Origin of the sequence: Chloroflexus sp. (assembly GCF_034435895.1) — a bacterium.
In the GTDB taxonomy this organism is placed as follows: Bacteria; Chloroflexota; Chloroflexia; order Chloroflexales; family Chloroflexaceae; genus Chloroflexus.
Genome location: NZ_DAOTWH010000111.1, coordinates 1 through 10034, shown reverse-complemented (window position 1 = coordinate 10034; position 10034 = coordinate 1). Strand labels below are relative to the sequence as shown.

The 10034-nt window shown below is 59.7% G+C and carries 8 protein-coding genes and 1 pseudogene; all 9 read right to left on the bottom strand.

The features are described 5' to 3' along the window. Positions 1-421: 421 nt before the first annotated feature. A complete protein-coding gene (locus U9R81_RS06610; RefSeq protein WP_322494717.1) occupies positions 422-919 on the bottom strand; it encodes a hydrogenase maturation protease in 498 nt (165 codons plus the stop codon). A 348-nt stretch (positions 920-1267) separates the two neighbouring features. Next, positions 1268-2689 (bottom strand): Ni/Fe hydrogenase subunit alpha, encoded by a 1422-nt coding sequence (locus tag U9R81_RS06605; protein ID WP_322494716.1) that lies wholly within the window; start codon positions 2687-2689, stop codon positions 1268-1270. A gap of 75 nt (positions 2690-2764) precedes the next feature. Then, positions 2765-3298 (bottom strand): oxidoreductase, encoded by a 534-nt coding sequence (locus tag U9R81_RS06600; RefSeq protein ID WP_322494715.1) that lies wholly within the window; start codon positions 3296-3298, stop codon positions 2765-2767. 18 nt (positions 3299-3316) lie between these two features. Further along, complete coding sequence (gene hoxU / locus U9R81_RS06595) at positions 3317-4024, bottom strand: bidirectional hydrogenase complex protein HoxU (protein WP_322494714.1); 708 nt, start codon at positions 4022-4024, stop codon at positions 3317-3319. Then, positions 4014-5621, bottom strand: a complete 1608-nt coding sequence (locus U9R81_RS06590; RefSeq protein WP_322494713.1) for a NuoF family protein — start codon at positions 5619-5621, stop codon at positions 4014-4016. The genes hoxU and U9R81_RS06590 overlap by 11 nt, the downstream gene beginning before the upstream one ends. Positions 5622-5623: 2 nt before the next feature. Next, the gene (gene hoxE / locus U9R81_RS06585) at positions 5624-6145 is read right to left on the bottom strand and encodes a bidirectional hydrogenase complex protein HoxE (protein WP_322494712.1); all 522 of its coding nucleotides are present in this window, start codon (positions 6143-6145) and stop codon (positions 5624-5626) included. Positions 6146-6340: 195 nt separating this feature from the next. Beyond that, on the bottom strand, positions 6341-8665 hold the full coding sequence (locus U9R81_RS06580; protein ID WP_322494711.1) for a sodium-translocating pyrophosphatase: 2325 nt from the start codon (positions 8663-8665) through the stop codon (positions 6341-6343). A gap of 189 nt (positions 8666-8854) precedes the next feature. Beyond that, the gene (locus tag U9R81_RS06575) at positions 8855-9712 is read right to left on the bottom strand and encodes an STAS domain-containing protein (protein WP_322494710.1); all 858 of its coding nucleotides are present in this window, start codon (positions 9710-9712) and stop codon (positions 8855-8857) included. A gap of 122 nt (positions 9713-9834) precedes the next feature. Then, positions 9835-10034, bottom strand: a pseudogene (locus U9R81_RS06570) (STAS domain-containing protein); the annotation flags it as partial.

The window sequence follows — 10034 nt, the reverse complement described above, 5'->3', positions numbered from 1 at the left end:
GAGCAATCCCATTATTGCTCAATCATGCTACGGCGCGGCCCATCACCACGCGTGCCTGTTCAGGTGCCAACCTACTCACCCCTCAGCCCACCGGCTGGGGGTGTTGTGTTTGGTGGGGGGTTGTTCCGTGTTTCCCGGTCATGGTTCACGGATGCAAGCCACGGCCATCCAATCTCCGGCTGTAGCGCAGGCAAATGCTGAAGGGGTGCCTCCCGTGCTCGCGGGGGATGGCATCGCCGGGCGCTACACGGCTTGCACTGATAGCGGGGGAAGACGTAATGACTTCGCCGCCGTTTGAAACAGATGCTCCACACTGGCTCGTAAGCCGTTATCCCGCTGGCGTGTGGCAAGACAACGGCCACTAGCCACTATGAGATTTCTCCCAGCGAGCTAGTTTCAAGATGGGCCATCACATCCCTGCTCAACTAATGGCCCGCGCCTGCAATGGCCAGTAGCACCGCCTGAGATAAGCCCGCGCGAGCCGGGCGGCATGCGCGACCGCTCGCGCCGTAGCAGGGCTGAGCACTAAACTGAGCGAGGTGTCGTAGGCGGGGATGGTGATTAAGACTGCGCGCGGCGCGCGACCATACAGGATGCGAGCAAGGGTTAATAACGTTGCCGGATCACTCTGGTGACTCGAGGTGAGGCAGGTGGCCGGTTCGATGAGCCGCACTTCGACGTTCGTGCGATCAACTGCGGCATCGAGGAAGATGACCCGGCGTGAGCGAGCAATGATCGCCGCTAGTTCTGGTGTCAGTTGGGCCTGCGTGATCACTTGTAAGCCGGCAACACGCCATTGCCGCATCAGCTCGGCTGCGGCTTGCCCAGCGTAATCATCGCCACGCACCGGGCTGCCGTACCCGATGATCAGACCCTGCGGCGCGACTGCCGGGCATCGACGCTGGCAGATGTGGCCCATAGCCAACCCTTTCCGCGAGGTGCTTGGTAAGAGTAGTAACAATTATAACGCAAAAAACTTGAGATGACGATAGGGTATCGTTGTAAAATTTCCACTGCTTGAACGTTGCCGTCTGTGAATAATATCTTTGTGGTGGCTTCTCTCGCCATCTATATCATTGCGATATACAGTGTGCGTTAGCCCATCGCTGGCTGTTGGTTCGCGCGTATCCAGCGACGCTGCTGCTACGAGTCAGAAATGGCTGCGGGCGAACTTGGACATAACGCCGGGTTGCCCAACCCCGTCCGCAGCAACGATATGATGATTGGCGCGGCTCGCAATCGCGAGCTGCATTCCTTTACCGCCGCCTTAACGGCTTACCCGATCAACCAGCTCGCCTTGTGCGTCGTACAACTCGACTTCCATCGCCATCTGCCCCACAGCGTGGGTCGAACAACTCAGACACGGATCGTAGGCCCGCACCCCGGCTTCGATCCGGTTGAGAATGCCTTGATCAAACTGGCCGTTGCGGATGTAGCTCTGGGCAATCTGGCCGACTGTGCGGTTAATGGCCAAATTGTTCTGGCCGGTGGCGATGATCAAGTTCACATCCGTAATCAAACCCTTTTCATCGACCGTGTAGTGGTGGAAGAGCGTGCCGCGCGGCGCTTCGCTCACGCCGACCGCCTCGCGGCGATTGACGCCGGCGTCGGCGCGGAGCTCGTTTGAGAGCAGGTCGTTGTCTTCGACCAGCATCTCCATGCGTTCGAGCGCAGCGATAATCTCGATCAGTCGGGCATGGTGGTAATAGAAGCTGCCCTCGATCACCGGCCCGGCTTGCTCACGTAGTTCGCGCAGCTCGGTATCGGCCCGCGTCGCTCCCATAGTGGTGCAGACGTTAAGCCGCGCCAATGGCCCAACCCGGTACATCCCACCCGGATAGCCGAGCGCCCGAATGTAGGGGAACTTCAGGTAGCTCCACGGTTCGACCGCTTCGCCGATGACATCGCGATAATCGATCGGATCGAGTTCGTCGATCAAAATTTTGCCGGTATGATCGATCACGCGCAATTTGCCGCCGTAGTGCATCCAGCGCCCTCCCGGCCCGACCATGCCCAGATAAAGGCTGGGAAAGACGCCAAAGGTCTCGATTTCGCGCTGGTAGCGTTCGGTCAGATGTTTCAGTCGCCCGATTGCATCGAGCGCGATCGCTAACATCTCAGGGATCTTGGCGCGAATCTGGTCGCGCCCACTTTCGCTTAAACCGCTGCGCACTCCTCCCGGCACGGCCCATGCTGGGTGAATCTTGCGCCCTCCTAGCAACTCGATCACTTCTTGCCCAAACTGGCGCAGCCGGATGCCGTTGCGGGCAAGGTTGGGATCGGCAGCGATCAACCCGAAGACGTTACGTTGAGCCGGATCGCTGTCAAAGCCGAGCATCAAGTCAGGGCCGCTGAGATGGAAGAAGCTCAGCGCGTGCGATTGGATAATTTGGCCGAGATTCATCAACCGGCGTAACTTTTCGGCTGCCGGCGGAATGAGCACCGCCAGCAGACCGTCGCCGGCGCGGGCCGAGGCCAGCAAATGGCTAACCGGGCAGATGCCGCAAATGCGCGCCGTAATGCCGGGCATCTCCCAGAATGGACGCCCAATGCAGAAGCGCTCGAAGCCGCGAAACTCGGTGACGTGAAACCGGGTCTCGGCGACATCACCCGCTTCGTCGAGGTGAATGCTAATCTTGGCATGGCCCTCGATGCGCGTGACAGGATCGATGACGATACGTTGGCCCATCGCGCACTCCTTGTATGTATGGTGATGGCAGCGTCGCGAGGTGACGATAGTAGTCGCGTCACTGCCACTATGAGTCTATCCATAGCGAATATCAGCCGCCGGTTCGCGCCCCTCAATCAACGCTTCCAGCAAGGCCCGAATCCGTGACGCCGAGGGCGGGCACCCCGGCAAGTAGTAGTCAACCGGGATGACATGATGCACCGGCGCCACTTTATCGAGCAGCACCGGCACGATCCCCGGATCGAGCGGAATGACGCCACCCGGATCGCCGTGTTCAATGTAGACCTGTTGCAAGACGTTCTGGGCCGGGCCGAGCGGATTGCGTAGCGCGGTGACATTGCCGGTGACGGCGCAGTCGCCGAACGAGACGATGATCTTGCTATGGCGGCGCGCCGTACGGGCCAATTCGAGATGCTCGTCGTTGGCGATCGCGCCTTCGATTAAGGTCAGATCAACATTGGGCGGGAAGCGTTTGGTGTCGGCGATCGGGCTATAGACCAAATCGGCGCGCGCGGCCAGCTCGATCAGCCATTCGTCGAGATCGAGCAACGACATGTGGCAGCCCGAACAGCCGCCTAACCAGATGGTAGCAATACGTAGCCGGCTCATGCATCTCTCCTTGCGCGCCTACCAGCGCTGTTTGCGCGCTTCGACAATCAACGCAATGCGTTCGCTGGCATGGGGTCGTTCGCCGACCGTGACTCCGCGCGGGAAGATCGCGCCGGTCGGGCAGGCGAGTTGGCACTTGCCGCAACTGGTGCAGGTGCTCGATGTGCCCCACGGCTGGTTCATATCAGTAATCACCCGCGCATCAACCCCGCGTCCGGCCACATCCCACGTATGCACGCCTTCGATCTCGTCACAGGCGCGCACGCAGCGGGTACAGAGCACGCAGCGGTTGTGGTCGATGCCGAACCGCATGTGCGAAATATCGACCGGGCAGTCGGGTGAGAGGTATTCGTAGCGCACGTGATCCATCCCGACCATGCTGGCCAGCCGTTGCAGTTCGCAGTTGCCGTTGGCCACACACACCGCACAGACGTGGTTACGTTCGGCGAAGAGCAGTTCGATGATCTGTCGCCGGTAGGCCTGTAGGCGCGGCGTGTTGGTATGCACGACCATCCCTTCGCTGACCATCGTCATACAGGCTGGCTGCAACCGGCGCTGGCCTTCAATTTCCACCAGACACAGCCGGCATGCCCCCACATCAGACAGGCCGTCGAGGTGGCAGAGTGTCGGAATCGTGATCCCGGCTTCGCGGATGGCTGCCAGCAGCGTCTCGCCGGGGCGGGCCGAAACGAGATGTCCATCAATGGTAAGCGTTTTAGCTGCCATGGTCGCCCTCCGCGCCGATCAACTCCTCGTATTCGTGCCGGAAGTAGTGCAAGGTGCTGAGCACCGGATTAGGGGCCGATTGGCCTAACCCGCACAGACTCGTCTCGCGCATCAGCTCGCAGAGTTCTTCAATCTTGACTAGATCGCTGGCATGCGCTTGGCCGTTCCGCAGTTTGGTCAACATATTCAGGAGCTGCACCGTTCCCACCCGGCACGGAATGCACTTGCCGCACGACTCGTCTTTGCAAAACTCCATATAAAACCGGGCGACATCAACCATGTTGGTATGTTCATCCATCACCACCATGCCGCCCGACCCCATAATCGAGCCAACCGCAGCCAGCGACTCGTAATCGACCGGCGTGTGAAACAGGCTGGCCGGAATGCAGCCGCCCGACGGGCCGCCGGTTTGCACAGCCTTCACCGGCGTACCATCGGGTGTGCCGCCTCCCATCTCTTCGACAATCTCGCGCAAGGTAATGCCCATTGGCACTTCGATCAGGCCGGTGTTGCGAATCTTGCCGGTAAGGGCAAAGATCTTGGTGCCCTTGCTCTTCTCGGTGCCAATGCTGCTGTACCATTCCGGGCCGTTTTCGATGATCGCAGTAACATTAGCGAACGTTTCGACGTTGTTGATCAACGTTGGCATCCCCCACAAGCCGCTCTCGGCGGGGTAGGGCGGGCGGGGGCGCGGTTGGCCACGCCGGCCTTCAATCGAGGCGATCAGGGCCGTCTCTTCACCGCAGACAAACGCGCCAGCGCCGACGCGGATATCGACCCGGAAGTTAAAGCCGCTCTCGAAGATTTGCGCGCCGAGCAACCCATGCCGGCGGGCTTGCGCGATCGCTTTTTGCAACCGCTCGATCGCCAGCGGATACTCGCCGCGCACGTAGATAAAGCCTTGCTCGGCGCCGACGGCATACGCCGCAATCGCCATCCCCTCCAGCACCAGATGCGGATCGCTCTCAAGAATGCTGCGATCCATAAATGCACCGGGATCGCCCTCATCGGCATTGCAGATCACAAACTTGCGCTCGCCGGGGCTTTTCGCAACGGTGGCCCATTTCAAGCCGGTTGGATAGCCGGCGCCGCCACGCCCGCGCAGGCCGCTGCGGGTAATGGCTTGAATAACTTCAGCGGGGGTCATCTCGTGAATCACGTGATACAACGAGCGATAGCCTCCCACCGCAATATAATCTTCGATCCGGTCAGGATTGATCAGACCGCAGTGACGGCGGACAACCAACAACTGGCGGGTGAAGAAGGGATGGTCTTGGTCGCAGCGGGCAACATGGCATGCGTGACCATCAAACGCTGCAACAATCTCGGCGGCATCGTCTGGCTTCACATGCTCGAACGTCTCGCCTGACGGTTCGATGCGTACAATCGGCCCGCGCCCGCACAAGCCAAGACACCCGACAGCGCCGACATCTATCTCGACCTGCCGGCCCATTTCGGCTAATAGGCCTTCAAGCCGGCGTTTGATCTCTAATGCGCCTGACGCTTGACAGCCGGTGGCCGAGCAATAAAGGATGCGTAAGCGTGGCCGCTGAGCGAGTTCGCGTTCGGCGATGGCTTCAAGTTCGTGGAGATCCATAATCACCTCTCGCGACCAAGCAGCGCCTGAATCCGCGCTGCCAAATCAGAACGGTCGGCATGGCCGACCACTTCGCCATCGAGCACGGCTGCCGGCGCAAGCCCGCACGCGCCGAGGCAGCGGGCCGTGAGCAACGAGAAGCGGCCGTCGGCGCTGGTGTGGCCGGCTTTTACGTTGCTCAGCTCTTCGAGTTCGCGCAGCAAGAGCGCTGCGCCGCGCACGTAGCAAGCCGTGCCCAAGCAAATGGTACAGGTGTGTTCGCCTTGCGGGGCAAGCGAGAAGAAGTGGTAGAAGGTGGCGACGCCATAGACGCGGCTCGGCGGTAAGCGGAGGCGCTGCGCGACGTCGCTCAGCAGCTCCGGCGAGAGGAACCCGTACAGCTCCTGCGCTTTGTGCAGGACTTCGATCAGCGCGTCACCCTGATACTGGAAGCGTTTCATGGTCGCTTCGAGGATCTTGCGCCGGTTATCGCCGGCAGGGCGCGCGCCCCGGTCAGCAGCGGTCTCGGTCGTGGATGTCGTCATTGACCATCTCCCTTGACTGATGAGCGAACGCTGCTTTGATATTAATCCATGTGCAACTGTTTTGGCGGAAAGAGTTGATTACCTAGCGTTAACGAAGCTGGGGCGCGCGGGGGCGGCACTGGCAAGAGAGATGCCAATGAGGGCGGGTTGCAAACCCGCCCTTACCACCCGCTGCTCTGATACCAATTACCGCAGCTAATCCGCCGATGCCGGCGCCTGCGCGATCTCCTTCAGCGCCTCGCTCTCGCGCTTGCTCTGCCAGATGGCCCACACCAGCGCCGCGACACAGATGATCATCGCGATAATCACGCCGGGGTTGCCGGGTTCGACCGTGACGATAATCGGGGCAATGATCAGCGCCACCAGATTGATCACCTTAATCATCGGGTTCAGCGCGGGGCCAGACGTATCCTTCAGCGGATCGCCGACCGTATCGCCGACGACTGCCGCTTTGTGCGGTTCGCTATGCTTGCCGCCGAAGTTGCCTTCCTCGATATACTTCTTGGCATTATCCCACGCGCCGCCGGCATTGGCTTGGAAGACCGCCATCAACTGGCCGGTGAGGATAATGCCGGCGAGGAAGCCGCCCAACGCCTCGACTCCAAGCGTGAAGCCGACGATGATCGGCACCATCACCGCGATCAAGCCAAGGCTGATCAGCTCCTTCTGCGCCGCCGTGGTCGAAATCTGCACCGCGCGCGCATAGTCAGGCACCACTTTGCCTTCCATCAGGCCGGGGATGCGGAATTGCCGGCGCACCTCGTTGACGATCTGCGCCGCGGCGCGCGACACGGCCCGAATGGTCAGCGCCGAGAAGAGGAACGGCACTGCGCCGCCGATTAACAAACCGATAAAGACATCCGGTGCAGCGACATTGATCGACGAGAGCAGCTCGATGCCCTTGGCACCCTCATCGATCATCTGCTTGATCACCTTATTCACATCGGTGAAATACGAACCGTAGAGCGCTACTGCCGCGATCACCGCCGAACCGATCGCAATACCCTTGGTGACAGCCTTGGTCGTATTGCCGACCGCGTCGAGGTCATCCATCACGTTGCGCGCATTCTTATCAAGGCCGGCCATCTCGCCGATGCCGTTCGCGTTATCGGAAATCGGGCCGAAGCTGTCCATCGAAATGGTATTGCCGGTCAGCAACAGCATGCCAATTCCCGTCAGCGACACGCCGTACAGAATCGCGGTGAACTGCGTCGCCGCCGGTTCGCCGGCGTAAATCAACACCGAGGTAAAAACCGATGCCGAGATGACCAAAATCGCCCAAACGCTGCTCTCCATACCGAGGGCCAGACCAGAGAGGATATTGGTGGCCGAGCCGGTCTGCGACGACTTCGAGATCTCTTTGACCGGGCTAAAATGGGTGCTGGTGAAGTACTCGGTCAGTTTATCGAGCGCAATCGCTAAAATTACACCCGACAGGGTCGCGAAGAAGGGACGCCAATCAACGTTGCCGGCAGCATCAACCATGAAGACCGGCGTCGCCGCCGCGCTCGCGACAATAGCTAAGCCTGCCGCGATGTAGAAACCGCGGTTCATTGCCGCCATCGCGTTGCGCTTGCGCTCGTCGGTGGTGACGAACTGGTTGCCGATCACCGACGCGATCACGCCGATCGCGCGCAGCACGAGCGGGAAGATGATAAAGCGCAGGTCATACTGGCCATCGCCCATGACACCGGCCACGGCATCACCCAGCACAATGCCGAGGATCATCGCCGACACGAGCGTTACCTCGAAGCTCTCGAACACGTCGGCGGCCATACCGGCGCAGTCGCCGACGTTATCGCCCACGAGGTCGGCAATCACCGCCGCATTGCGCGGATCGTCTTCGGGAATGCCGGCCTCAACCTTCCCCACGAGGTCAGCGCCGACGTCAGCCGCCTTGGTATAGATACCACCGCCGACGCGCATAAAGAGCGCGATCAGCGAGCCGCCGAAGCCGAAGCCGAGCAACGCATCGGGGGCGGCAATGCCGAAGACCATAAAGATCAGCGTACCGCCGAGCAGGCCGAGGCCAACGGTGAGCATACCGGTCACCGAGCCGGATTTATACGCCACTTGCAGCGCCGGGTTATAGCCCTTGCGCGATGCCGCGGCCACCCGAACGTTGCCCTCGACCGCGACATTCATGCCAACGAAGCCAACTGCGTAGCTAAAGAGCGATCCCATCAGGAAGGCCACCGCGCGCCCAATTGCCACCCAGAGTGTCGCTGCTTCTTTGCTGCCAAACCGCTCGACTGCTTCGGTCGTTGGCGGAATGATAAACACACTAGCCGCCAAGACGAAGGTCAGAATAACGATCAAAATTGAAATGGTGCGGAATTGCTGGCTTAGATAGGCATTGGCGCCGGTTTTGATATACCCCCAGACCTCGCGCATACGGGGTGTTCCCGTATCTTGGGCGAGGATCTGGCTGCGGATGAAGAAAGCGTACCCAATCCCGAGCAGCGAAACGACGAGCACAGCCCAGACCGCAAGATTTTGGACGGCGTTCAGATCCTGCATGACCCCAACTCCTTCGTTGCACGAATGCACGACCCGATGTGATTGCCGGCGCGGCGCGCAATACGCGGGGCGCTGGTTATAGAGGAAAAAACCTTGCTGTAGACGTGGATTATTCTAGCATAGCCGAGTTACGATTGCAACGGGCGGTACAAATGTGATGTTGGGCAGAAACAGTGCGAAAGCCGTGCATTACCGCCGTCTAATCTGTTTGCCGAGCCGGCGTAAGGCCAACTTGATGCCGTTTTGGAGGTTCGCGCCGATGGCGATGCCGCTTAGATCAACGCCAAGCTGGACAATCGTCTGCGCGATTTCGGGGCCAATGCCTACCAAGATCACCTGTGCGCCGATCAATTGCGCTGCCCGCGCCGTCTGCAAGAGGTAATTGGCGACGGCGGTATCGATCACCGGCACGCCAGTAATGTCAATAATTACGATATCCGATTGGCGTTCAGCGATAGCGGTAAGCAGGCGTTCCATAATCTGGCCGGCGCGGAAGCTGTCAATCGCGCCAATCAGGGGCAGAACCAAGATATCTTGATACAGCGGCAAGATCGGGGTGCTCAACTCGCGGATGGTCTCTTGCTGTACCACGATCTGCTCGGCCTGATCGCGCAACTGGTCATGCAATTGATTGTACGTCTGATTGAAACTGGTGACCATTGCCCGCTTAAATTGCCCAATCATGTCTTCCACAATCCGTGCTATCTCAATCGTACAGGCGGGTTGGCGGGCGGCAAAGTCTTCTAATGCATCCCACGTCAAGTTGCGGAAGATATTCACTGCCACCAGCACATCGGTGAGCATAAACCCTTCGTAGGCGCGCATCTCGCCCAACGCCTCGGCGTGGGCAATAAACGGCAGCAGGTCTTGGTTGCCAATCGCTTCGGCGAGGGCTTCAATGGTCATATTCATCGTGGGCAGCAACTCTTCTTGCGCGAGACGGGCATACCCCGCACTCTGTCGCTGCACATTTTGCGCCAGTTCCGCCAGCATCTCGGTCCGGCGGGCAAGGAGAAAATCTTGGAGTTCAGTAAAGACGTCGGTCACGCGACCTCCTCGTCGCTCTCATTGGTAAGCGCAGCAATGCGCTGTCATACCCAATGATTAGGATACCCGCCTTGGGCATAACTAGAACACACCGCGCTGTTTGCGTGTCTTGGTGTGTATGACTATGCTGCTGGCTTGATCGCCTTCCCGATGCGGCGTAAGGCCAACTCGATGCCGTTTTGCAGATTAGCGCCGATAGCGATGCCGCTTAGATCAACGCCAAGCTGGACGATAGTCTGCGCGATTTCGGGGCCAATGCCTACCAAGATCACCTGCGCACCGATCAATTGCGCTGCGCGCGCCGTTTGCAAGAGGTAGTTGG